The following is a 23102-nucleotide window of genomic DNA, read 5'->3' as shown; positions in this document are numbered from 1 at the left end:
GCTTCGGCAGCTGAAAAGAAGCAGGGAAAACCGATATGGAATATGGTCTCGGAGCATTCTATTCGAACCGTTAGGGTGTAGGGTAGGACGGGTATGGGCATCCGTTATCATTGCCACGGTATAATGGCGACACAGCCACGTACTTGTTGAGGCAAACCTGTGTGAGCAGGCGGCGAATTAAGGTGGTAACACGAGGTCAAGTCCTCGTCCTTAGATATCGATGGATATCTTTAGGACGGGGGCTTTTTATTATGTAAAGGAGGAGTATGGGATGAAAATTTTTATTGGCGGGGCATGGCCCTATGCGAACGGATCGCTGCATGTAGGGCATATCGCATCGTTATTGCCGGGGGATATTATCGCACGATATTATCGTTTGAAGGGTGAGGATGTGCTTTATGTATCAGGAAGTGATTGCAACGGCACACCGATCGGGATCAGGGCAAGGCAGGAAGGCATCACGGTGAAGGAAGTGGCAGACCGGTATCATCAGGAATTTCATGACTCCTTCCTCGCATTGGGTTTCAGTTTTGATGAATACGGTCGTACAGACGGGGAATTCCATCACGCAGTGGTCCAGCACATCTTACAGGAGCTTTATCAACAGGGCTGGTTATATGAAAAAGAAGTGGAGCAAACCTATTGTGAAAGGGACAGTCGATTTCTCCCTGATCGTTTAGTTGAAGGAATTTGTCCCGGGTGCGGTGCGAGGGCAAGGGGAGATCAGTGTGATCAATGTTCAAAGGTGCTGGAGCCTGCAGAGCTGTTGGAGAAAACATGCAAACTCTGCGGTCAAGAACCGGTGTTGAAGACCACTACGCATTTGTATTTTGCCCTGTCTCGATTACAGGACCGGTTGGAAACGTACCTACAAGAACAGTCAAACACTTGGAGAGAAAATGCACAGCAGCTCACGAAGCGTTATCTGTCGGAAGGTCTTCAAGACCGGGCGGTTACGAGGGATCTGGATCATGGAGTAGAAGTCCCGATCGAAGGTTTCGGTAATAAGAAAGTGTATGTATGGTTAGAAGCGGTATGCGGTTATCTCAGCGGGTCGAAGAAATGGGCAGAACAACAAAGGAAGGACTGGAGGGGATACTGGGATGAAAATGCAACATCCTATTATGTGCATGGAAAGGACAATATTCCGTTCCACACACTCATATGGCCCGCCGTCCTCATAGGGATCAATCAAAAGAAGCTGCCTGATCATATCATTTCAAGTGAATATATGACCTTGGAAAAACGGAAAATTTCAACGAGCGCAAATTGGGCTGTGTGGGTGAAAGATTTATTGTCCTCATACCAGCCGGATTCTGTCCGTTATTTCCTTACAATGAATGCCCCGGAGAAAAGGGATGGGGATTTTTCATGGAGAGAATTCATCTACAGTCACAACAGTGAACTGCTGGGTGCACTCGGGAACCTCGTTCAACGCTCATTGAAATTCTATGTGAAAGAATTCGGTCCCGCTGTGACTGTCCCACAGGTTGAAGAGGATGTAATGGATCGGCTGACCGCATTATATAAAGTGACAGGACAATTAATTGAAGACGGAAATTCTAGACAGGGGCTTGAAGAAATATTTTCTTTCATTCGCTGGTCAAATAAGCGTTTCGATAAGAAGGAACCGTGGAATGTAATCAAAGAGAACAGGGAGGAAGCAAAAGACATTCTGAAAGAGTTTTTGTATATCATCTGCAATCTCAGAAATGTCCTGACACCGTTTTTGCCTTTCACTGCAAACGCTTTGACAACACAGCTGAACATTTCTGAAAAACCTGCCTGGTCTGAAATAGCCCTTCCGTTGAAAGTGAACATCGAGCATACGGGACCCCTCTTCAAGCGGGTTGACGTGGATGTCATCGAGTTGGAGAGAGCAAAGCTGAATGAAAGTATCATCAAATAGGAAAGGAGATTGCAATGAAAATCGTCGTTGTGTCAGACACCCATATGCCGAAAAAAGGAAAGGGCCTGCCGGAGCCATTAGTGAACGACCTGAAAACATGTGATCTCATCATACATGGAGGTGATTTTAATACGGTAGACATTTATGAAGCGTTTCAATCCTACGGGGAACTTGTGGCAGTGGCAGGAAATGTGGATAGTCAGGACCTTCAATCCCTTTTGCCACAAAAAAGAATCATCGAGGTCAATGGTGTGAAGATTGGTCTCGTTCATGGAGACGGAAAAGGAAAAACGACCGAAGGAAGGGCTCTTGAAGCATTTGATGACGAAGACGTAAATGTAATCATTTTTGGTCATTCACACATCCCTTATTCACGGTATACAAAGGGTGTATTCTTGTTCAATCCCGGATCCCCTACCGACAAACGAAAGCTCCCGTATTATTCACACGGCATCCTGACGATAACGGATGGTTGGAGATGTGAGCATGTTTTTTACGAATAGAGTGATGGCTGTTTCACAACACATTCTGCGGTATTATACAATAAAGCTGCTGACCAAGCCCACGAACCTGATTGGTCTGTGCATTGGTCAACAGCGAATCCTATTTGATGGTTATCCGAAACAGCTTGTCATCCTTCACCTGTTACAGTGATTCTTGCTCTATTCCTTCCCCTGTATCCGCTGTATCACATCATGCAGTTCATCAGGCTTCAGGAATTCCAATGGGGAAAATCCTTTTTCAAACATGACCGATTCACTCTCAATCATCAGGACGTAGCGGCCATTGACCTTGGCAAGATGAATGCTGTCACCGAAGTCTGAAAGGAGGGCTTTGACCGAGACGTGGTCAAGCTTTACCTTCAGTTCCACCTCAGGGGACTGCTCGACGATTTGAGAGGTGGCTTCGACAACCTGTTCTGTGGTGAAGCGTTCCTGAAGTTCCCGTTTCGGACTGATCGCCCATTCTTCAACGGCTTCTTCGAACTCGACACGTTCATCACTTTCTTCAGCATATGTTTCTGAAATATGTTCCTTGACCATGCCATACACTTGGGTTTTGACGATTTCCGGCATGGACTTCTCATATTCCACCCATTTAAGAAAATCTTCAAAGTATCTTGCATGTGAAGCCTGATGTATTTTGATTTCTGCTGAGTCCATCATTCCTTCTTCTGGCATGTATGGGTATTGGATGGATTTCATGTTCTTTGTGGTAATCGCCATTTCAACATTATGTATGAGTGTCGCTTCGTCTGTGATAGTGGCAACCTTTTGTTCGAAGTCACATTTCATGATGAATACGAACGGGTCATCGAAGAATTTTGTCAGTTTGGCCGTTGCCACAAGAAATGCTCCGCCACGGATGGCGCTCGTCTCTAAATACATTTGAACGATCTGGTCGCATGCCTCGCGGAAATCTTCCTTTCCCTCGGCATATCGGGTGCGGTGGAATAAATTATAATTCGGGTTGGATGTCAGTTCGTGACCTGGTTCCACTACGAATCGTCCGATTTTCGTAGGCGCAGACTCTGACTTTGAATGACGGTCGACTTTCCGTTTCACGATTTTCGTCAACTCTCCGTCCAAAAAGCTTTTGAGGGGACTCTCTTCATATTCGGAGCCTGTCAATGTCTGAAAGTGTTTGTGCCGCTTGTCGGCTTCTTCTCCTTTTCCTTCTACCTGAATCAGATAAAAGGAAAGGTGCTGTATGGTAAAGTCCATATCATTTCTCCTGACCTTTGTAGATTCTCAATCAATCATCTATACATTTTACAAGTATAGAAAAGCTTAAAAGGTTCGTCAATTGACTTATGAAAGTTCACTCAAAAGGAATACTAAAGCCTATGGGGTAAATTCGATGTTAGGGGGATGTGAAATGAGCGATGAATCATTTTTTTCTTTGCTGAAAAAAGGGAATAAGTCTTCATTCTTTGCCATGGTCGGAAATGGCATATTGGCGATCGCAAAAGGGGGCGCCTACTTTATCAGCGGAAGCGGCGCGATGTTTGCATCTAGCATGCATTCGTTGGCGGATGCAGTCAATCAAGGTTTTGTCTTTATTGGCAGCGTCCTTTCCGAAAAGAAACCGACAGAAAAATTCCCGACTGGATTCGGGCGGGTGATCAACCTTTTCTGTATGATCGCAGTCATCGTCGTGTCGATCATGGCATATGAAACGATCAGGGAAGGGATCCATTTACTGAAGCATCCAGCTGAAGTCAAAGGGATCTGGCTGAATGTATCGGTGCTTGTATTGAATATCCTGATCGATGGCGTGATCCTCTTTAAAGTGATGAAAGAAATCGGGGAAGAGGCCCGGGAAGAAAGCAGGGGATGGGGCATTTTTACAGGTGCTTTTAAAAATGTGAAAAGGGCCGCTCCCCCGACCAGACTTGTCTTTTATGAAGATATTGTTGCAGTAACAGGAGCGCTCCTGGCACTGATCGCTGTATTGGTGTCTTATTTCTCAGATGTTCAGCTCCTTGATGGAATCGTCACAATCATTATTGGGATCCTGATGGTGGGGGTTGCCTTCAGGGTCGGATATGATAATATGGTCGGCTTGATTGGCGTCGCCGCCCCGAAAGAAGTGGAGGATCGGGTTGCCCAGATCATCTTCGGGCATAAGGCGGTCGTTGATATTAATAGACTGAGGATCCTTCAGGAGGGACGCTATTATCATGTTGAATCTTATCTTGAATTGGAGAAAGGGCTGCCACTGTCTGAAGCGGATGATATCAAGCTTCACATTCAGGATAAATTAATGGCAGATCCGGATATTGCCGATGTGACGCTTGGGATTCTAGAAGATGATGGAAAGAAGGAATGGGAAGGTGCTGAATAGCAGAAAGCAATGTAAATAAGCAAAACTCCGAATGATGAGTCGCCTTCCTTTGTGAAGAACCCATTCATTCGGATTTTTAATGTTTTCTACAGGGAAAGCCGTGCACCACTGTGTTGACCTTCATGATATCGAAAACCACTTATTTTACGTATTGGGGACAGGTATGTCTCCTAATATATTATTGTTGGATGAATGTTTCAAACACGAAACCGAAATCTTTTGGTGAGAACTCTTTTTTCTTCTCAGACAGCCAGTCAAAAGCATACTGGTTGACTTCTTTAAACTGTTTCACCACGTCTATATCATCTGCCTTTACTTGACCCAGCGTCGAGGAAGCAAGTTGAAGGCTTTCAGTGGCATACCCTGAATAGATCAGATTGTCTGCAGTGATTTCTCCAATTTTGAGAAGCGATTTATATAAATCCTTTACTTCTGATAAATGCTTCTTATGAACGTCTATAGAATAGATTTCTGAATTGATTTTAAACTTTATCTCAACATCAAGATCCACAGTACCGGCGGTTTCTAGAAGGACATTCGAGATCTGGTATTTGTGAAATTCCATGCGGCGGAGCACCCGCTTCTTACTTGCGGCACTCGTTCCATCCAGATGGATGAGCGCTTTATTCGTAAAGCAGTATTCATCGGATTTGGATTTGATCAAGAAATAAATTCTCTCACCATCTTCATGCATAATATAATCATCAGAATCCGCCTTTTCATAATCGACGGGCTTTATTACGCTGCCAATATCGCTTAAACCTAAAACATCTGAAGCCACTTTTCCAAACATGAAATCATCCCTTCCATATTAAAGTGATCGGTCTTCCAAATGCTGAAGACACGATCAGTATATCATAGCGTGATCATGTAGAGGTTGAAACTTAACGCTTGGTCCTGTTTCCGGTTCATACTATAATAAAGAAAATCATAGACTAGCATAATAGGAAGGGGGAAATGGAATGGATTTGAACGAATTATTGCGTCCGCTTCAGGACAGGTCACCTAAAGTGTTGGGAAGTGAAGCATTTTCCGAATATGCTATTCTACTCCCTCTCATCCAGGTGAAAGATGAAGTTCATGTACTCTTCGAGGTCCGCTCACTTAACATGCGGAGACAGCCGGGGGAAATCTGTTTCCCAGGTGGCAGGCTTGACCCGGGGGATGCAGATGAAAGGGCAGCCGCGGTCCGGGAAACGTCTGAAGAACTGGGGATAGATCGGAGCACCATCAGTGATCTGCATCCTTTAGATTATATTGTCTCTCCATTCGGGACCATCATCTATCCGTTTGTCGGAACACTGCATACCAGGCTGGAAGCTTTACTACCCAATGAAGAAGAAGTGGAAGAGATATTTACTGTGCCCCTCGCCTTTTTCAAGGAAAGGGAGCCTGACCTGTACAATATCCAATTCAAGATGGAACCTGAAGAAAGTTTCCCTTATAACCATATCCCTGGAGGGGAGAACTATAATTGGCAGGCGAGAAATATGAAGGAACACTTCTTCTACTATGGAGACAAAGTCATCTGGGGATTGACCGCACGCGTCCTTCATCATTTTGTGAAACTCATTTCATGATTTTATATATCATGAAATCATCAAAAATGTAGAGGACAACATGAGGTTGACCTCAGCAGAACTACAAGACCCTGTCTACGTACATTCAAAGTGCAGGTAGCCAGGAACAGTGATTTGCGTTGAGCCACAATATAGCACCTACAGCCGACGCTGACAATAGATATTGTCGATGTAGGTTGAGCGTGCTGTTTTTTATTCACCATTTGTTTAACGTTAATTTTAGACAAGTTGACTGGAGCGGAAGATGCTCACCGCCAGCCCCGCGGAAAGCGAGCACCCCTCGCTGCAATCAACCACATCTCGATTGTTTGATCAAACTAGTTAATGACACCAACCCACTGGAAAATCTAAGCATTCTGGTTTGCCAATTTACCTTGTTATCTATTTTCTAAACACTGTAGTATCGGCTTAAATGCTCCCTTTCTGAAAATCTAAACAAACAAATGATAAAAAAATGAAAAAGAAATTCTACAAATCACCATACAAATTGACAAATGTTCTCATTCCCCCCTCGATTCGCTAAGAGAATCTGTCGGAGCAAGCATGATCATCTGTCAATTTGTAACATATTGAATGGTTTGCAAACGATTAAATGGAGGTAAAGAGAGGTAATGAAAGATGATGTGAAAAAGGAGAGGGGAAAAATCATGATCATTCGTGCTAAATGTTGGAGAATGTTAAGTGTCCAGGAAAAATTGTTCATCCTGAAAGCTGTATGTAACAAACATCTCAAGAAGTCGTAGTACTAAGAATGATAAATGAGTCGATCCCGTTAATCTACAATGCATCTACAGGTGGTAAGATCACACGCTCGTATAGAGTAAAGTAGTGATATATAGACTATGTAATGTACTCCATTGCATGGAAGATCCAGCCACCTCCTTGTTCTTCTTAAATATGATTTTCCAGAGCATGTTGTCCCCCAAAAAAGAATGCCTCCGCCTAACTACGAATTTGCCTCCAGCCCAATGCAATAAACTTCTTCATACTTGTTTCTGGCTTTCTATGAACATCATTTGGTAAGATAATAGAGCACATACTATCAAGGGAGGCACATCAGGTGAAAGGGTTAAAAACCATTGTGATCGCTGCCATCTTAGCTGCTCTACTCAGCGGATGCAATCGAAATGCCGCGGATATGATTGTAGACGGTGGAATCATCATCAATGAGGAAGCAGAAACGATGACGTTTTCCGCCCGGTTGACAGATGAAGCACTAGAGCCGGACACACCATTCCAGGTACGCTTTTTCATACAGGGTAAAGAGATGAGAGAAGCGTTGGGTACTGATTTGATTTTTGTCGATGAAGAGATGAAGAGTCGAAAGGCTTCAGAACAACCTGAGGAACACAAGGCAGAGAAAAGAGTAGAGATCAAAAAAACGGACCGGCTGGATGAGCTGGTTTCAGCGATAAAAAATAAGGACAAAGAAGCCGTTACGGTTGAAATCGTGAATGATAACGGTCGTATCGATGATAAAGTCCTTCATAAAGTGAAAAAGGAGTAGGACGGATTCGCCCTGCTCCTTTTTCGTTTACCGTCTGTTAATGGGTCTTTTTAACGCATAAAGATCATCTTCCAAAAGAAGCATCTTATCCATCAGCACATCTTTAGAATCTGAGACACCTTTATTATATATAAAAGGACCGATTTTCTTCATGAAGAAATCATACCAGTTCTCGGCTCCAAGATCCCCGATTTCATCCCCGGTTTGTTCATAATAGAAGCTTTGGATCATTCCTATCATTTCGTCTTTCTGTTCTTTAGGAATCTTAGTAAACATCGTAGATATACCTCCTGTGTCTTTTCTCCAATCGTAACACAAGACGGTTCACAATCGTATGCTTGTTCTGAAAGCAGTGCTTAGCTCTTTGCAAGATCTGCTTCTTCTATAAAGTCTTCTCTGAAACCTTCGTTCACATATCTGATGATCCTGTCTTGGATCTTAGGGTAAAGGACTATGGTATGAAGATCGGATAAAGCCACCCATTTAATGCCGGTCTGGGTTGGATCGGGAGAGCTCGGTGTAAGAAGTTCGTGACTTCTGCGCTCACAAGAGAAAAATAATGAAAGAGTATGGGTGTCGCCATACATTTTCGCATTTAAATGGGGGGCATATTCATATGAAAACGCAAGTTCACCCACACTGACATCAGCACCTGTTTCTTCAAGCACTTCCCTGACCACTGCTTCACGGATTGATTCCCCTTCCTCCACTCCACCCGCGGGAAGGTTGTAATGAAGACCATTTTCATCATTGAATTCTGCCAATAATAATTTTCCGTTTTCTACAATGACTGCTCCGGCACGTATTCTGATTGGATAAAGCATGTAATCTCCCCTTTTGTACTTCCATTAATGGAATAAGTGTAGCAGAAGGGGAAGGAAACGACTAGATAAATTTGTATAAAAGTGGGAAGTGTAATAGCGAAAAACAAAACATCTTTCAAAGGAGTATGGATATGTGGAATGAATTCAAAAAATTCGCCGTGAAAGGCAATGTCATTGATCTTGCAGTCGCGGTCATCATTGGCGCAGCCTTCGGGAAAATAGTGAAATCACTTGTAGATGATATCGTCATGCCGCTTATCGGTATCATGCTTGGTGGAGTGGATTTCAAAGAATTGTCATTCTCTGTAGGGGAAGCGGTCATTACGTATGGGGTATTCATCCAAAATGTAGTGGACTTTTTCCTGATTGCAATCGTCATCTTCTTCATCGTCCGGGCATACAAAAAAATAGAGCGTAAAGAAGAAGTAAAAGAACCGGCAAAGCCAGATCCGAAGGAAGAACTGCTGAAAGAAATCAGAGACCTGTTAAAGAATCTGCGGGTAGATAGGTGATTATTTCATGTATTGAATAAAGGTATTTTCCAATTTTTATCTAATATAGTGAGAGACATGTGAAAAGGGAGATGAAAATTGGAAATGGACACACTTTTTTTAATCAAAGAGAAAAATGGCATGCAAAAGGATTTCTCCATCTTGCTGTCCATGATGGAATATGCAAGATTCACCACCATTCAGGAAGTAGAGAATCTGTCGGTCGACATGCTTGATTACCGGTGTCACGATGAAGCGAATTCAATCGGGATGCTGCTTGCCCATGCTGACGCTGTAGAAAAGATTTATCAAGTGCTGACATTCGAGAACTTAAGTGAAATGGAAATAGAAGAGTATGCAATGACCCTTGAGCCTGCATTAAGTCTCGGGAGTAAAGCGGCAGAGGTCATTCACGGGAATGGCGTGCAGTTTTATTTGGATCAGTTACAATCCACCAGAGAGCAGACAATTGCCCAATTCAAACAGCTGGATGAATCATGGTTATTTGAAGAGTGCGACTGGTGGTATGGTCATAAGGGAAATAATTACTTTAAATGGTTCCATGTGTTCGAAGATGAAATCAATCACAGGGGCCAGATCCGCATGATAAAAAAACTTTACGCAAAAGAAAACCGTAAGGAAACGACTGAATCTTTGGACTCATAATTTACAAATAGACCCATTCATTTCTTGAGTTTTGCCATCCCATCTGTTATAGTAAAGATAGTTATTTTTGTTCGGTTAATACGCAAGATTGAATGTCCTTCAACCTGAATGTTAACAGAGCAGGAATATAAATTTTTAATGTGCAACTGCACTAGGAGGTACATGTTTTATGTTACAAGGTAAAGTTAAATGGTTCAACGCTGAAAAAGGTTTCGGTTTCATCGAAGTAGAAGGTCAAGACGATGTATTCGTACACTTCTCTGCTATCCAAGGTGAAGGTTACAAATCATTAGAAGAAGGTCAAGACGTTACATTTGAAATCGTTGAAGGCGCTCGTGGACCACAAGCGGCAAACGTTCAAAAGTAATTCAACCGTATAATTTCAAACCGGGTGCGTCAGCTGACGTACCCGGTTTTTTTATTTCTGGGATGTGTTGGACGATGGGGTATAACGGCCGGGATCATTCGAAGTGCAGCGGATAGAGTGAGATTGATCGCCTTGCCGGTTGAATTATGGTAAAGTATGAATACTATACCTGATATATTGGAGTGCGTGCATTTTGTGGAAAAACGGAAAGAAATTTTTTATTTTTATCGGCGTGTTCTTGGGAATCAGCCTGCTGTTGAGTCTTATCATCGGCTTTCTATTGACATATTTCTATGAAAGCACTGGATACAAGGGATCGCCACTCATCGGTACCTTTGTAAGCGTGGTATCCGCAGTACTTGCTATCCTGATTGCATACAAACCTTTCAAGAAGAAAATAAAATCCTGACCTTAGTCAACAGACAAGGGCATCATATTAATCACAAACTGTGGCAAACAGAATATCATATGTACTAACCTCTTTGGAGTATTCCGGGGAGGTTTTCACGTGAGGGACGGACCTCATAGAAAAAGACTAGTCGAGCGACTAGTCTTTTTTGTAAGTATTCTTTTACATGACTATGTTTGATTACTTGTTTTGTTGGTTTTGTTGTCTGGCAGAAGCTTTTTTGGCTCTTTCTGCAGCACTTTGCTCTTGAGCGAATTCTGCTTCATTTTTTTGCTGTTGTGGTTTTTTGTTGTTATTGTTTGTCATGATTTATCACCTCCGTCTACTATAATGTGCCCGGAAATGAAAATATCATACGTTCATATTATATTTTTTTCTGAAGGAGTCATCTCCACTATTTCCAGATAAGCGTGACCCATTCGGGATGATCGATAAACGGATTCCGATTACCTTGATACTGTTCAAAAATAATATTGTTTCTTCTTTTTTCTGATGCATCAACAGGGTCCTCCTGATGCCACTGAAGGAGGATACTCTTCTTTCCGTGGAAAGGCAGGCTGTTATTTTCGACCCGTTCGTTCAATTCAAGATCAACTTCTCCGTCGTCACCTTCGTACCTTACGCTCATATAAAAAAGCATCCTCGCAATATCCCCTTTCACTTCATCCGGTGCTTCCCATGAGTCTTTATCATAGCGGGTACCAGGTGCTTCAGGGTGTGTGGAACCACCAATGTCAAAGTCCAGATTGCTCCTTGAAGAATTGATGGTTACGTCGGCAGGGCGAATGTGATGGAGGTCGGTCCCTGCTCCTTGACGTGCTCCGAAGTCTCCGTGGGATTTTGCCCAGATATGCTCCCGGTTCCAGTCATCCACTTCTCCGCCGTTGGCATATTTGAACTGAGAACGGCGTGAGTAGAAGAGGATGACATGATCGGGGTTGGATGGATCTTCGTCAGTGGTGCGAAGGGCATCCCACACATCTTTGTAGGAAAGCTCGGTGTGTTCGTCAATGATCATGTGAAGTGCCTTTTTCAATTCCTGTCCATCTTTCCCCGTGGCTGACTGATAATATGCCTGCACTTCCTTGGGGTCTTCCTTTATGGTGGATGCCTTTGGTGTGCTGCTGGACATGTCGGTGAGCCCTTTCATTCCTGGATGGGCGTAATAGTCAGTCAAATTCCCTGAAATGGATATTTTTTCGCCTAATCTTTCAGGGGAGCTTTTTAAGCCGAAACGATATCGAAAGTCGGCGGGTATCTGAACATACAGCATATGCTGTGGATCATGTTCCTTCGGATGATCGGCAATGGCGATCGAGTAATCTGCAGAAAAGTTCTTTGTTAAGACATTTGATTCTGAAACCGGCTGCCCCACAATATACCCGGATACAGATTGAATCCTATTGTCCTGCTGTTGGATGGCTTCTTTTACTGAAAGCATAGAAGCGGTTGTATCTAATTGTTTGTCTGGTTTCGATTCTTGTGATGCAGGCATACTGCAGCCGCTAATAAGCATTGCCAGGAGCAGTATGATTGTGGTGTGCTTTTTCGTGAATTTCATAGAACTTCCCCTTAACCCTTTTTTACTAGCCTACAATAAGCTAGAATGGTTGTGGAGGTTTTTTCGTGAAATTGAATCAATTTGCTTATGTTTGATAGTTGGGTAAGTGTTTCTGCTGATGATTTTGCTTTGGGGCAATTGAATGATATGTAGGGGGACAGGCCAAAAACCTGTCCCTTTTTCTTTCCACTAACTTACCAGTTTAAAGCGTTGCAAAAGAGGGTAATAATAATTCATGCATTTATTCACTACCTCATTACTTCTTTCACATTAAACCGACACAATTAAATAAGGAGGAAATTATTTGAAGAATTTTACACCGATGTTTTGGATTTCAATTTCTATCGGAGTGATCTTTGTTTTATGGGGAGTCATGTTCCCGGAGGGCATGATGGAAGTCATGTCCAGTACCCAAGGATTGCTTCTGGATAAGTTTGGATGGTTCTATCAGTTTTCAGCAACATTCTTTTTCATCATCGCCATTTTCTTTGCATTTAGTAAATACGGAAAAATCCGTTTAGGGAAGGATACCGATCGACCTGAATATTCCACGCTCACATGGTTTGCGATGCTCTTCAGTGCAGGGATGGGGATCGGTTTATTATTCTACGGCGTATCTGAACCTGTATCCCACTATGCGTCACCTCCATTTGGTGAAGGGAACACGATCGATTCTGCCAAAATAGGTTTGCGTTATACATATCTACACTGGGGTTTCCATGCATGGGCGATTTATGCAGTTGTTGCGCTCGCTCTTGCTTACTATAAATTCAGGAAGGGTATGCCTGGCCTGATGAGTGCCACTTTATATCCTGTCCTCGGTGAGCGTTCCAATGGTCCTATCGGATATTTTGTCGACATCATTGCAGTGTTTGCGACAATCTTTGGAGTAGCCATTTCCCTTGGAATCGGTGCACAGCAAATCAATAGCGGACTGAACTATCTGTTGGATATCCCGATTGATTTCAAAGTACAGCTCATCATCATGGGAATTGCCACGGTCCTTTACATAACTTCTGCTTCCACCGGGTTGTCGAAGGGGATTAAATATTTAAGTAACGCCAATATGATCCTTGCAGTCTTACTTTTCATCACATTCATCATCGTCGGACCTTCACAATTTGTGCTGGAACTGTTTTTAACAACGTTCGGCAGCTATGTGCAGAATCTTCCAAGCATGGGACTGCGGTTCTCCCCATTTAACGTGGAAGATAATCAATGGGTGAAGGACTGGACGATCTTCTATTGGGCATGGTGGATCTCTTGGACACCGTTTGTCGGAACGTTCATTGCAAGGGTGTCAAAAGGTCGTACCGTCCGGGAATTCATCATAGCGGTCATCATCGTCCCTACCATCGTCTGTTCCCTATGGTTTGGCGTGTTCGGCGGGACTGGATTGTATTTTGACTTTGTACAGGGAATTGATGTAGCAGGACAAAGCCTGGAAACGGCTCTATTTTATGTATATGATCAAATGCCGCTGAGCGGTGTGCTCTCGGTCATTTCACTGTTCCTGATCATTACATTCTTTGTTACATCCGCAGACTCTGCAACATTTGTACTTGGAATGCAAACGTCAAATGGCAGCCTGAATCCTCCGTTCTTCGTGAAATTCAGCTGGGGGATCGTCCTGGCAGCAATCGCAGCCATCCTGATGGGAACTGGCGGGGTGAGCGGTCTGCAGGCAGCGACCATCATCACTGCTTTGCCACTCGGCGTCATACTCATTGTCATGACTTATGGCATGATTTTGTCATTCCAACGTGAAACGCGGAGGAAGGATAAGAAGGAATCAGATTCGAACATTTAACGATTAACACCCTTTAAAATCATTGGCCCTACGGTTTCAAAGCGCGTGGAGGTGGGAATGAGCATGCTCATTCCCACCTTTTTTATATATCAACACTGTAAAGTCCCTTAACACTGTCTATTGCTGTGGGGTATTTTGCAATGAAATTAGTCTAACTGTCCTCCTTTGACCAGAACTATTTAGGAGATGAATGGGTGTTTTGTTGACTCGCTCTATTTATCAACATCCAGCATTTAAAAATAAATGGTAAAAAACCGACCACTTTCATGAATGATTTGGTAGGATAGAAGATATCGCTATTTTCTGATTATTGCAGGGGGTATTCTATGAAACAAATCATTGCAATGGGTGGGGGAGGCTTCTCGATGGAGCCTGACAATCTGTTACTGGACGAATACATCCTTGAGCAGGTACAGGTCTCAAACCCGAAAATATGCTTTCTCGCAACCGCAAGCGGAGATGCCGAAAGCTATATCGACCGATTCTATAAAGCATTTTCGACACTAGCTTGTGAGCCTTCCCATTTTTCTGTGTTCAAGCCGCACACAAAAGAGTATGAAGGGTTTCTCCTTGGTCAGGACATTATCTACGTCGGGGGCGGCAACACGAAGAATATGCTAGCCCTTTGGAAGGAATGGGGGATAGATGGCATTTTAAAGAAAGCCTGGGAGTCAGGCATCGTTCTTGCAGGATTAAGTGCAGGGTCGCTTTGCTGGTTCGAAGAAGGGACCACTGATTCATATGGTGAAGGATTGGAAACGATTAAAGGGCTTGGTTTTATAAAGGGGAGCCACTCTCCACATTATGACGGTGAGGAAGATCGCAGGCCTCAATATCAATCCTTTATCATGAAGGGGGATTTATGCGGAGGTTATGCTGCAGACGATGGAGCCGCTTTGCATTTTATCGATGATAAACTCAGCAGAGTTGTAAGTTCCAGGGAACATGCCCGAGCGTATTCGGTAGAAAAAGTAGAGGGTGAAATTCAGGAAACGCCTTTGGTCTCATACTATTTAAAGAAATAAGAAGAAACATCCCTGTGGGCATACTTTCTCATTCGGTCTCATAAGGATAGTGGTGAATCTCTTTTGAGGAGGGTATTGCACCATGAGTGAAGACAAGAAGAATGGAGCAGGGGATCTTGTAAAGAAGACTTCAAAGCAGGCAAGTGAGCTGTTGAATAAAACGGCGGACACTGCAAACGAAGTGGTCAAAAGTGTCAGCGGTAAAGGTGGACTCGTCGGTAAAGTGTCTGATACGTCAGCGGAATTTGTCAAAAATGTGAGCGAGACAGGTCACAAAGTTGTGGGGAAAACGGTTGATACCGCCAGTAAAGCGGTCAAGAGTGCATCCGACAAACTATTTAAAAAGAAATGATTCATCAGGGAAGCAGATCTCACAGAAGATTTGCTTCTTTTTTTCGGGGAAATGGTATGATGAAGGGGAATACATAGGGGGAGTGGGAGAATGATTCAATACTCGATGATTTCAGCAAGGGATACCTATTCAATCAGACAACAAATATTAAGACCGAATCAAGCGTTGGAAGCATGTGAATATGAGGGGGACCATGGTGAGGAAACCTTTCATATCGGTGCTTACGATGGGGAAATACTGGTGTCTATCGCTTCATTTTATAAGGAAGTCATGAAGGGCCGAGATGAGGAGAATCCCTACCGGTTAAGGGGAATGGCTACACTCCCTGCCTACAGGGGGAAGGGGATCGGTCAGCAGCTCATTGAGAAAAGTGAAAAGGTGCTGAAAGAACGGGGATGCAGGTTATGGTGGTGTAATGCAAGGACTTCTGCCCGTCCGTATTATGAGAAACTGGGCTTGATCCAGTCAGGTGAGGTTTTTGTCATTGAACCGATCGGACCCCATGTTATTATGTTTAAAGAAATGTAAAGAAAAGGATTTTTCATTCTGCAAATAAGACAACCGGGATTTCCCGGTTGTCTTATTGTTTATTCTTGAATTTTTGATCTGCGTAACTTGATGAATTTCACTGCATTCAAGACAACTGTTTTTGTTACGGCATAGAAAGGCACGGCGAGGATCATGCCGAGTATCCCTGCCAGATTCCCTGCTACAAGCAATAGAATGATGATCGTTGCAGGATGTGTGTCCAACCGTTTCCCAAGGATGAGGGGAGAAAGGAGATTCCCTTCGATTTGCTGAGCGATGGTCACGACGACTACAACCAGTATGGCCTTGGTAGGAGAATCGAACAATGCAACGATGATCGCAGGGGCTGCTCCGATAAATGGTCCGATAAAGGGTATGATATTGGTGACTGCCCCTATCAGTGCCATGACAAGTGCATAAGGGAGACCGATGATCAAATATCCGATAAAGGTAAGGGTACCGACGAATGAGGCTACGGTCAACTGACCCTGTATGTATGCTGCAAGTGTCCCGCTTGTATCTTTCAGTGTATTGATGCCTTCTTCCCGGTACGCTGGTGGCAGGAACTTTGAAATCGCCCTCGGGAGTTTATGACCATCCTTGAACATGAAGAAAAGCAGGAAAGGAACGGTTACAATCAGGATGGTGAGACTGGTCAGGAGACTCAATAACCCTTTTAAGGCGCCGGTGATATTATCTGGCAGCGTATTGGCGAAATCGACCAGCTGCTTTTCAATATCTTTCATCGCCACGTAATCCTGGTTCATCATCCATTTGAACTGCTGTGTTTCTGAAAGATACTCAATAAAGTTCCTCGTTTGCCGTGCATATTCTGGCAATGCATTAAATAATGCTGTTACCTGTCGGGTAATGATCGGCGCAATATTACCGATCAACAACACCATCACACCGACAATCGCCCCGTAAAGTACAATGATGGCAACGGTTCTCGGAAGCCTTGCCTTCTCGAGGAGGTTGACGATCGGATTTAATAGAAAATAAAGAAATCCTGAAATGATTATCGGAAAGAATAACGTTGATGCAAAAACGACAATCGGTTCAAATAAGAATGAAATCTTCGTTGAAACATAAATGATGGTAAGAAGAATTAAAATTTGTAAGCTCAATGAATACATTTTTTGTCTGGACAATCTGTTCACCTCTGTTTTTCGACTAATCTACGTGAATAAGTATATCAAAAAAAGGAAGGATTACCCTACTAATATATAAACCAAAGGGAGATAAATTTGTGAAGAATATCATAATGGAAGCACTAAAGGGAATGGAAAGGGAATATGGAATCACGATATTATATGCCGTTGAAGCGGGAAGCCGGGCGTGGGGATATGATAATCCAGAAAGTGATTATGATGTCCGGTTCATCTATATTCGGGAAATGGATCACTACCTGTCACTAGAATCGGACCATGATGTGATAGAGGTAAAGCCCTTTGATCAGATCGACATGGTCGGTTGGGACATTCAAAAGGCTTTAAAGCTGTTTCACCGTTCCAATCCTTCGCTCATGGAATGGTTGACGCCTGAAAATGTGTACCTGGAGAAGCGGGAAATGGATGAATTAAGAAAACTGATCCCCAACTATTACTCACAATTCACATGTGCACATCACTATGCTTCCATGGCTAAAAGGAATGATGCTGCCTTTTCTGAAAGCAGAGAAAAGGATGTGAAAAGGATGATCATGACTCTTCGACCGCTTTTGGCGTATGAGTGGATCTTACAAAAAGAGGTGTTTCCTCCAAACAATGTGCTGACGGTAGGGAGTGAGGTTTTGAAAGATGATGCATCAAAAATTGAATTATTCCAACTGGTCGAGGTATTGAATAAGAAAAGGTCGATGCATCGATTTCTGCGGCTGAATGAATATATTGAAACCACCCTATCATTGAGGGAAGTTCATTTGACATCCCTTCCTGCCCGTAAAAGGACGGCTATAGGGGAGTTGAATCATTTCTTTCTCTCGCTGGTTAAGGGAGAGGGCGGCGTTTCTGTATAACTCTTCCATTAGTGGACACGATACATGGTAAGAAACTTTATCAGAAGGTGTTTTGATGAGAAGGTCATTTAAGAAGCGGACAGCACGTAAATTACTTCAAACAAAAGAAGAAGGAGCCGGCAAACTGGATACTGCTCCGATGGATATAGAGGAGAAGGTTGCATTTATCCGAGAAGGGCTTTTTTTGACTGATGACCTGTCCATCCGTGAAATGGTCTTCAATCAGCAAGTAATGAATCTTGTTTTCATTGATTCCACAGTTGATGTAACCAGCATTCAATCGAATGTCATCAAACCGATACAAGAACAACCGTATGGGGAAATCTGGGACGTGGTCATCGGTGCGAAAGTGACTGAAACTGATGACCTTACATTAGCCCTGGATTCACTGGTAGACGGTAAATGTCTGTTAATACAAGAAAAAGACGAACGTATGTATTTGATTGCTGCCCCTAAAGACCAGTCTAATCATCGGATTGAACCGATGAATGAAAAGGTTATTAGAGGATCTCATCAGGGGTTCAGTGAGAATATTAAGGAGAATGTGCAATTTATCAGGGAAAGAATTATCAATCGGAAGGTTACGGTGAAATATTCACACGTTGGTGAAATGACCAAGACGAAATATGCCCTTGTCAGCATATCTACGCTGACCGATCCTGCCCTGTTGAAAACGATTGAAGACAGGATCAAAACAATAAAGGCTGACACTATCCAGTCTCCAGGCTATTTTGAAGAATTCCTTGAAGACAATTCTTTTTCACCATTTCCCCAATTTTTGAACACCGAACGTCCAGATAGAGTAGTGGCAAATCTTATGGAGGGCAGGATAGCTTTGTTGATGGAAGGGAGTCCAACTGCCTTGATTCTACCGGTTTCGTTTTTCAGTTTCTTTCAAACTTCGGAAGATTATAATTCCAGGTTTTTTATTTCTTCATTCCTAAGGATGGTCCGGCTGGTAAGCTTTATTACCACATTGTGTCTTCCGGCTTTTTATATAGCCGTGATCAGCTACAACTATGAGGTGATCCCTGTTGAAATCATCTTTTCCATCAAGAGTTCACTTGAGTACTTGCCATTTCCTCCCCTGATTGAAGCGGTCATCATGCAATTCACCCTGGAATTATTGCGTGAGGCAGCGATAAGATTGCCTAATCCTGTCGCTCAAACCATTGGTGTGGTGGGAGGTCTGGTAATTGGAAGTGCAGTAGTTGAAGCGAACTTCGTATCAAATACGATGGTAATTGTCGTAGCGATTACAGCCATTTCCTCCTTCGTCATTCCGTCGAATGAATTGAGCACCACGTTGCGTATATTAGGTTTCCCATTGATGGTAATGGCATCATTATTCGGATTCTTTGGGATCGTAATCGGTTTGATGTTGACGCTTATTCATATGTCCAAATTGAAATCCCTCGGTCACTATTATTTATATCCGATTGCACCATTGGATGTGAAGGCATTGAAAGATACTGTGATTAGGGTACCAATTTGGTTCATGAAGCAGCGCCCGAAGGATTTAAAAGCACTCTATAATTGGAAGACGACCAATCCGCGGGGATGGAAAAAGAATGATTAATCAAACTAAACTTAGTGGGGTTCAGTTAACATTTTTTATCATACAAACTCAAATTGGTGTAGGCATCTTGGGGTTGCCATTTAATGTTTACCTAAAATCGAAGCAGGATGCCTGGATTTCCGTCCTGGTTGCTGGCCTAGTGGTGCAGGGTGTCATTATCATTCTTTGGATATTGGCTAGACGTTTCCCTACAAAGTCAATATTTGAATATAATCAAATATTGACAGGTAGGATTTTCGGATCTTTTCTGAATGTCGGGTATATTTTCTATGGGTTACTCGTTACAGCTTTGGTTCTGATGTATTCAACAAAAATAATTAAGGTGTGGGTGTTAATATTCACACCGAAATGGATTCTCATGTTTTTATTGGTTGCGACTGCCGTGTATTTGGCAAAAGAAGATGTACTGGGGATAAGTAATATTTACGTGGTTGTAACTAGTTTGATCTTCTTGCTGTTAATTATATCGGTTGTTGTCCTGGTAACCTATCCTGTAGATTATAGATACCTCTTTCCGATGGCGCAATCAGGAGGAGTGAACATACTCGAGGGGGCTAAAGAAGCTTACTTCTCGATGCTTGGGTTCGAACTATTGCTCATATTGTACCCTCATTTTCAACAAATAGGAGGGAAATCGATCCTCATCCATGTAACGATTGCTAATTTTTGTGTGACAATGGTTTATGTATTTATGACAATTGTAAGTATCGTAACGTTTAGTCCTGTCGAAATTGAAATTGTCCCACAGCCAGTTTTATATTTTGTGAAATCATTGTACTTACAAATTGTTGAACGGATTGATCTCGTCTTTTTGTCCCTTTGGATCGTGAATGTCATCACGTCGTTGACAAGTTATTTGTTTCTATCTACAGAAGGCAGCTCATTCTTTTTACGGAAGTATAAGAAAATCAAACGCACCGTTCTGCCATTCATTTTCGGCGTTATTGCACTGGTGATTGCATTGATTGTGAAAAACGACCAATTGGAAATCTATAATAAAATGGTCATATTTATGTCCTACGTGTTTGTATTAATCATACCAGTCATGTTACTTGGGATATCTTTACTATTTAGAAAACATGAAAGAGAGAAGCAGTCATGAAACAAATTAAGAGGTTCATCATCATGTTGTTCATTCTAATTTTATTGACCGGGTGCTGGGATCAAAGATTGCTGAAAAACGGCCGGCTAGTGTTTTCGGCTGCTTTTGATTTTTCACCTGACGAGAATATTCACGGAACGGCCATCATACGGGATTTCAAAGACGGAACACCAACCAATACAATGGTCGAAGCGGATGGAAGAACGGTTCGTGACGTGCGAATGCACATGGACAGAAAAATTTCAGGCACTTTTGAACCATCAAAAAACCGGATTTTCCTTCTGGGAGAAGAGCTGGCAAAAAAAGATGTATACGATTTCCTTGATATTTTCTACCGTGATCCAAACAGTTCCATTTCCTCTAAATTAGCGGTTACTGAAGGAGAAGCAGGAAACGCCCTTAAGTTAATCTCACAGAAGAATATTTTAATTTCAGAATACCTGATTGAAATCATTGGATCTGCCGAATCTTTTACAGGTATCCCAAAGGTAAACCTTCAATCAGTCTGCACGTTGATGTTTGATGAAGGAAGGGATTTCTTCGTTCCGCTATTTAAAATAAGGGATGAAGAGCTTATTCTCAGTGGTACGGCATTATTCCACAAACGATCTATGACCGGCACTCTTTCGATCCCAGATTCTACACTGTTACTGATCTTAATGAATCAAAAGGCTAAAATAGCAAGGTATGTCACCAAAGTGGATCATAATAAAAAGGTGAAAATTGAAAATTACATTACTTATAATATGGTAGACCCAAAGACTAAAATGACGGTAATTTCTTCAACACCAGGAGATATTGAAGTAGAACTGCATTTAAAAACGGGGATATCTGTTGTGGAGTTTCCTCAAGATGAACTTGCAGATAAAGGAAAAGTGAAAAAGCTTGAAGAAAAAATTGCCAAGCATCTCAAAGCAGACGCTGTCAAAATGATCAAAAAAATACAAGAAGCGAATTCCGATATATTCGGCATTGGAAGAGAATTCATCGCGTTCCATCCGAAAGAATGGGAAAGCATGGATTGGGAAAAAGAGTACCCAACCATCACCATCACGCCGAAAGTCGAACTTGAAATCGTCGGAAACGGAATCATCAACTAACGTGGACAAGAAAGGATTCGAACCCCTTCGATTTGTTAGAATCGAAGGGGTTCGAATCTTTTTATTCAATGCATGCCTCGTTATGATACCAACTTCAATCCTATAATACTGACAACAATGCAAGAAATGAAGAAAAGCCTTTTCGGATCCTTTCTTTCCTTGAAAAATATCATCCCCATCAGTACTGCTCCGCTGGATCCAATGCCCGTCCAGATGCCATATCCGGTACTGATCGGGATATCGAGCAAAGAAAGTGATAGGAAATAGAAACTGAGTGCACCTGCCCCAAAGCTGAGGGCAGAAGGGAGGAGCTTCTTGTAACCTTCTGAAAGTTTCATGAACGTGACCATGATCACTTCAGAGAACCCGGCAAAGATAAGGAATAACCACGCCATCAATTTCCACCCCCATCTTCTTGTTCTTCTTTATCGCCCATCTTTAATCCGATCACACTGAACAGAAGTAAAGATATGAAGGCAATCTTCAATGAACTGATTCCTTCATCCATAAAGAACATTCCGGCAACCGCCGTACCTGCAGCGCCTATTCCGGTGAAAACGGCATAAGCAGTCCCGATTGGCAATAATCTCATAGACTGAGAGAAGAAATAAAAACTGATGATAATAAGAAAAGCCGTGATCACGCTTGGCACAGGCTTCGTAAATCCTTCAGACAAAGATAATCCTGTCGCCCAGCCGATCTCGAGGACCCCGCCTGCTATTACATAAATCCAACCCATGTTGCCTACTCTCCTTTGTGACTAGTGATCCCTAATTCATAAACTTTCCAAGCAGATCCAATCCGTTGTTGGAAAATCTCTTCACTGTAATAATGATGCTCCAAAAACACACCGTCTACCAAACATAAAAAAGATGCAATAAATTCATTCTCATCTATTCCGTTAAAGTAATGCTGCTTCAATCCTTCTTTGTACATGGAGGATAACAGGGAGGAAGTGACCTTTTCAAAGTGCATGAATTTCTCCTGTATCTGTTCCTTGAACTGTGGAGGTGGAAAAAATGTGACCCTTTTCCAGAGGAGTGCTTCTTTCGTTGTCATGAGGCGCAGACAAAAGAGGTCAAACAGTTTTTTGACGTTCAGAAGTGGTTCTTCAGGATTCATTTCTTCTGCTGCTCTCTGATAAGCTCTTACTTCGCTTTCCACTAACTCCGCGAGTACTTCTATGAATAACTCATCTTTACTTTCAAAATGATTGTAAAGGGAGGGCTTTTTCATACCTACACTTGATGCTATGTCGGAAAGTGAAGTATCTTCATATCCTTTTTGGCCAAATAAATCCATTGCAACTTCTTTTATCAACTGCTTTTTATTTGATTTCATCTTTTGATCCCCACCCCTTCACTAACTAACGGTCGTTAGTTTCTATTGTAGGACCTTTCTGGTCGAATTGCAAGTCATGTCTTGGAT

At 42.6% G+C, this 23102-nt stretch carries 28 protein-coding genes; 18 read left to right on the top strand and 10 right to left on the bottom strand.

Going from position 1 to position 23102, the window contains the following annotated elements:
* Window positions 1-271: 271 nt before the first annotated feature.
* From metG to KH172YL63_RS12480, 3 genes are read left to right on the top strand one after another with little or no spacing between them, the layout of a single operon-like run.
* Window positions 272-1909: a methionine--tRNA ligase gene (metG, locus tag KH172YL63_RS12490; protein WP_173106411.1), complete on the top strand. Its 1638-nt coding sequence runs from the start codon at window positions 272-274 to the stop codon at window positions 1907-1909.
* Window positions 1910-1923: 14 nt separating this feature from the next.
* Entirely contained in the window at window positions 1924-2412 is a 489-nt protein-coding gene (locus KH172YL63_RS12485; protein ID WP_173106410.1) for a metallophosphoesterase family protein, read from the top strand.
* Window positions 2396-2563 (top strand): hypothetical protein, encoded by a 168-nt coding sequence (locus KH172YL63_RS12480; protein ID WP_173106409.1) that lies wholly within the window; start codon window positions 2396-2398, stop codon window positions 2561-2563. The genes KH172YL63_RS12485 and KH172YL63_RS12480 overlap by 17 nt, the downstream gene beginning before the upstream one ends.
* A gap of 8 nt (window positions 2564-2571) precedes the next feature.
* On the opposite strand, the gene KH172YL63_RS12475 is transcribed toward KH172YL63_RS12480, so the two are convergent.
* The gene (locus KH172YL63_RS12475) at window positions 2572-3633 is read right to left on the bottom strand and encodes a DUF3900 domain-containing protein (protein WP_173106408.1); all 1062 of its coding nucleotides are present in this window, start codon (window positions 3631-3633) and stop codon (window positions 2572-2574) included.
* Window positions 3634-3787: 154 nt separating this feature from the next.
* Between KH172YL63_RS12475 and KH172YL63_RS12470 the strand changes: the two genes are divergently transcribed.
* Entirely contained in the window at window positions 3788-4756 is a 969-nt protein-coding gene (locus tag KH172YL63_RS12470; protein WP_173106407.1) for a cation diffusion facilitator family transporter, read from the top strand.
* 178 nt (window positions 4757-4934) lie between these two features.
* On the opposite strand, the gene KH172YL63_RS12465 is transcribed toward KH172YL63_RS12470, so the two are convergent.
* Window positions 4935-5549 carry a PH domain-containing protein gene (locus tag KH172YL63_RS12465; protein WP_173106406.1) on the bottom strand — a complete coding sequence of 205 codons (615 nt, stop codon included), beginning with the start codon at window positions 5547-5549 and terminating at the stop codon, window positions 4935-4937.
* Between the two features lie 169 nt (window positions 5550-5718).
* Between KH172YL63_RS12465 and KH172YL63_RS12460 the strand changes: the two genes are divergently transcribed.
* On the top strand, window positions 5719-6336 hold the full coding sequence (locus tag KH172YL63_RS12460; RefSeq protein ID WP_173106405.1) for an NUDIX hydrolase: 618 nt from the start codon (window positions 5719-5721) through the stop codon (window positions 6334-6336).
* Window positions 6337-7396: 1060 nt separating this feature from the next.
* Window positions 7397-7843 (top strand): hypothetical protein, encoded by a 447-nt coding sequence (locus tag KH172YL63_RS12455; RefSeq protein ID WP_173106404.1) that lies wholly within the window; start codon window positions 7397-7399, stop codon window positions 7841-7843.
* A gap of 27 nt (window positions 7844-7870) precedes the next feature.
* Here the strand turns inward: KH172YL63_RS12455 and KH172YL63_RS12450 are convergent, their stop codons facing one another.
* Both KH172YL63_RS12450 and KH172YL63_RS12445 read right to left on the bottom strand, forming a co-directional pair.
* Window positions 7871-8119: a DUF2164 domain-containing protein gene (locus KH172YL63_RS12450; RefSeq protein WP_173106403.1), complete on the bottom strand. Its 249-nt coding sequence runs from the start codon at window positions 8117-8119 to the stop codon at window positions 7871-7873.
* 80 nt (window positions 8120-8199) lie between these two features.
* Window positions 8200-8667, bottom strand: a complete 468-nt coding sequence (locus tag KH172YL63_RS12445) for an NUDIX domain-containing protein (protein ID WP_173106402.1) — start codon at window positions 8665-8667, stop codon at window positions 8200-8202.
* A 131-nt stretch (window positions 8668-8798) separates the two neighbouring features.
* Here KH172YL63_RS12445 and mscL point away from each other — a divergent pair, with 131 nt between their 5' ends.
* The 4 genes from mscL (at window position 8799) to KH172YL63_RS12425 (ending at window position 10600) form a co-directional block, all read left to right on the top strand.
* On the top strand, window positions 8799-9179 hold the full coding sequence (gene mscL / locus KH172YL63_RS12440) for a large-conductance mechanosensitive channel protein MscL (protein WP_173106401.1): 381 nt from the start codon (window positions 8799-8801) through the stop codon (window positions 9177-9179).
* An 84-nt stretch (window positions 9180-9263) separates the two neighbouring features.
* Window positions 9264-9824 (top strand): DinB family protein, encoded by a 561-nt coding sequence (locus KH172YL63_RS12435; protein WP_232066012.1) that lies wholly within the window; start codon window positions 9264-9266, stop codon window positions 9822-9824.
* Window positions 9825-9993: 169 nt separating this feature from the next.
* Window positions 9994-10191, top strand: coding sequence for a cold-shock protein CspD (cspD, locus tag KH172YL63_RS12430; protein WP_032088076.1), 198 nt, complete (start codon window positions 9994-9996; stop codon window positions 10189-10191).
* Window positions 10192-10384: 193 nt separating this feature from the next.
* Complete coding sequence (locus KH172YL63_RS12425; RefSeq protein WP_173106400.1) at window positions 10385-10600, top strand: hypothetical protein; 216 nt, start codon at window positions 10385-10387, stop codon at window positions 10598-10600.
* 180 nt (window positions 10601-10780) lie between these two features.
* On the opposite strand, the gene KH172YL63_RS21745 is transcribed toward KH172YL63_RS12425, so the two are convergent.
* Both KH172YL63_RS21745 and KH172YL63_RS12420 read right to left on the bottom strand, forming a co-directional pair.
* Complete coding sequence (locus KH172YL63_RS21745; RefSeq protein WP_269475150.1) at window positions 10781-10906, bottom strand: hypothetical protein; 126 nt, start codon at window positions 10904-10906, stop codon at window positions 10781-10783.
* Window positions 10907-10994: 88 nt separating this feature from the next.
* Window positions 10995-12161 (bottom strand): endonuclease, encoded by a 1167-nt coding sequence (locus KH172YL63_RS12420; protein WP_173106399.1) that lies wholly within the window; start codon window positions 12159-12161, stop codon window positions 10995-10997.
* A gap of 304 nt (window positions 12162-12465) precedes the next feature.
* On the opposite strand from KH172YL63_RS12420, the gene KH172YL63_RS12415 reads away from it, so the two are divergent.
* The 4 genes from KH172YL63_RS12415 (at window position 12466) to KH172YL63_RS12400 (ending at window position 15876) form a co-directional block, all read left to right on the top strand.
* Window positions 12466-13971 (top strand): glycine betaine uptake BCCT transporter, encoded by a 1506-nt coding sequence (locus KH172YL63_RS12415; RefSeq protein WP_269475149.1) that lies wholly within the window; start codon window positions 12466-12468, stop codon window positions 13969-13971.
* A gap of 326 nt (window positions 13972-14297) precedes the next feature.
* Window positions 14298-14996, top strand: coding sequence for a Type 1 glutamine amidotransferase-like domain-containing protein (locus KH172YL63_RS12410; RefSeq protein ID WP_173106398.1), 699 nt, complete (start codon window positions 14298-14300; stop codon window positions 14994-14996).
* Window positions 14997-15078: 82 nt separating this feature from the next.
* Window positions 15079-15348, top strand: a complete 270-nt coding sequence (locus KH172YL63_RS12405; protein WP_173106397.1) for a hypothetical protein — start codon at window positions 15079-15081, stop codon at window positions 15346-15348.
* A 90-nt stretch (window positions 15349-15438) separates the two neighbouring features.
* Window positions 15439-15876: a GNAT family N-acetyltransferase gene (locus KH172YL63_RS12400; protein WP_173106396.1), complete on the top strand. Its 438-nt coding sequence runs from the start codon at window positions 15439-15441 to the stop codon at window positions 15874-15876.
* 59 nt (window positions 15877-15935) lie between these two features.
* Here the strand turns inward: KH172YL63_RS12400 and KH172YL63_RS12395 are convergent, their stop codons facing one another.
* Window positions 15936-17027: an AI-2E family transporter gene (locus tag KH172YL63_RS12395; RefSeq protein ID WP_173106395.1), complete on the bottom strand. Its 1092-nt coding sequence runs from the start codon at window positions 17025-17027 to the stop codon at window positions 15936-15938.
* A gap of 98 nt (window positions 17028-17125) precedes the next feature.
* Between KH172YL63_RS12395 and KH172YL63_RS12390 the strand changes: the two genes are divergently transcribed.
* From KH172YL63_RS12390 to KH172YL63_RS12375, 4 genes are read left to right on the top strand one after another with little or no spacing between them, the layout of a single operon-like run.
* Window positions 17126-17893, top strand: coding sequence for a nucleotidyltransferase domain-containing protein (locus KH172YL63_RS12390; RefSeq protein WP_173106394.1), 768 nt, complete (start codon window positions 17126-17128; stop codon window positions 17891-17893).
* Between the two features lie 55 nt (window positions 17894-17948).
* Window positions 17949-19472 (top strand): spore germination protein, encoded by a 1524-nt coding sequence (locus KH172YL63_RS12385; protein ID WP_173106393.1) that lies wholly within the window; start codon window positions 17949-17951, stop codon window positions 19470-19472.
* A complete protein-coding gene (locus tag KH172YL63_RS12380) occupies window positions 19465-20574 on the top strand; it encodes a GerAB/ArcD/ProY family transporter (protein ID WP_173106392.1) in 1110 nt (369 codons plus the stop codon). The genes KH172YL63_RS12385 and KH172YL63_RS12380 overlap by 8 nt, the downstream gene beginning before the upstream one ends.
* Window positions 20571-21674, top strand: coding sequence for a Ger(x)C family spore germination protein (locus tag KH172YL63_RS12375; protein WP_173106391.1), 1104 nt, complete (start codon window positions 20571-20573; stop codon window positions 21672-21674). The genes KH172YL63_RS12380 and KH172YL63_RS12375 overlap by 4 nt, the downstream gene beginning before the upstream one ends.
* A gap of 80 nt (window positions 21675-21754) precedes the next feature.
* On the opposite strand, the gene KH172YL63_RS12370 is transcribed toward KH172YL63_RS12375, so the two are convergent.
* The 3 genes from KH172YL63_RS12370 to KH172YL63_RS12360 are packed head-to-tail and all read right to left on the bottom strand — an operon-like array spanning window position 21755 to window position 23015.
* Window positions 21755-22069: a DMT family transporter gene (locus KH172YL63_RS12370; protein WP_173106390.1), complete on the bottom strand. Its 315-nt coding sequence runs from the start codon at window positions 22067-22069 to the stop codon at window positions 21755-21757.
* Window positions 22069-22413, bottom strand: a complete 345-nt coding sequence (locus KH172YL63_RS12365) for a DMT family transporter (RefSeq protein ID WP_173106389.1) — start codon at window positions 22411-22413, stop codon at window positions 22069-22071. The genes KH172YL63_RS12370 and KH172YL63_RS12365 overlap by 1 nt, the downstream gene beginning before the upstream one ends.
* A gap of 5 nt (window positions 22414-22418) precedes the next feature.
* Complete coding sequence (locus tag KH172YL63_RS12360) at window positions 22419-23015, bottom strand: TetR/AcrR family transcriptional regulator (protein ID WP_173106388.1); 597 nt, start codon at window positions 23013-23015, stop codon at window positions 22419-22421.
* Window positions 23016-23102 lie beyond the last annotated feature (87 nt).

The sequence above is a fragment of the Bacillus sp. KH172YL63 genome, from assembly GCF_011398925.1.
Classification (GTDB): Bacteria; Bacillota; Bacilli; order Bacillales; family Bacillaceae_B; genus Rossellomorea.
Note: the sequence above shows the minus strand (reverse complement) of the source record. Positions and strands in the feature narration are given on the sequence as shown.